At 33.9% G+C, this 442-nt stretch carries 1 protein-coding gene; it reads left to right on the top strand.

The window, feature by feature from the left end:
• Positions 1-171: 171 nt before the first annotated feature.
• A partial coding sequence (locus tag AC1DWA_RS33435) for a hypothetical protein (RefSeq protein ID WP_477917790.1) occupies positions 172-442 on the top strand: 271 nt, incomplete at its 3' end.

Raw genomic sequence — 442 nt, 5'->3', positions numbered from 1 at the left:
ATTTCGTATTAGCTTCTCTTTTAATGAMTGGYGATAATGCAGCAGAGGAGGCCATTAATGTCTTTGGATTCACCATCATTGTATTTCTTTCGTTTTTAATTGCACAAATGTATTATTATTTACTTAGCTACTTACCAAGAAAGCTTTAACTGCAAATAAAAGGAGAAAAGCATGAGAGAAGCAACTAAATCAAAATTAGACAAATTGGTGGGCTTGAATTTAAGATACGCRGGGAGAGCCTCAAATTTGTTTTGGCTAGGATTTGGAGAAAAAATTTTAGTAACCAGAAGGCGGAAAAAAGAAGAAGTAGCTGAATATGCTTTACATATTCAATGTTCTTGGCGTATTGCCAAAGGTTATAAAATTATAGTAGGATCACAGGATTTCTATTCTCCAAGAACAGGGTTGGAGAATGAAAATGAGCATTTTGAATGGAATATCC

The organism is Rhodococcus sp. P4_F3_2 (genome assembly GCF_056401335.1).
This window is presented reverse-complemented; position numbering and strand designations above follow the sequence as displayed.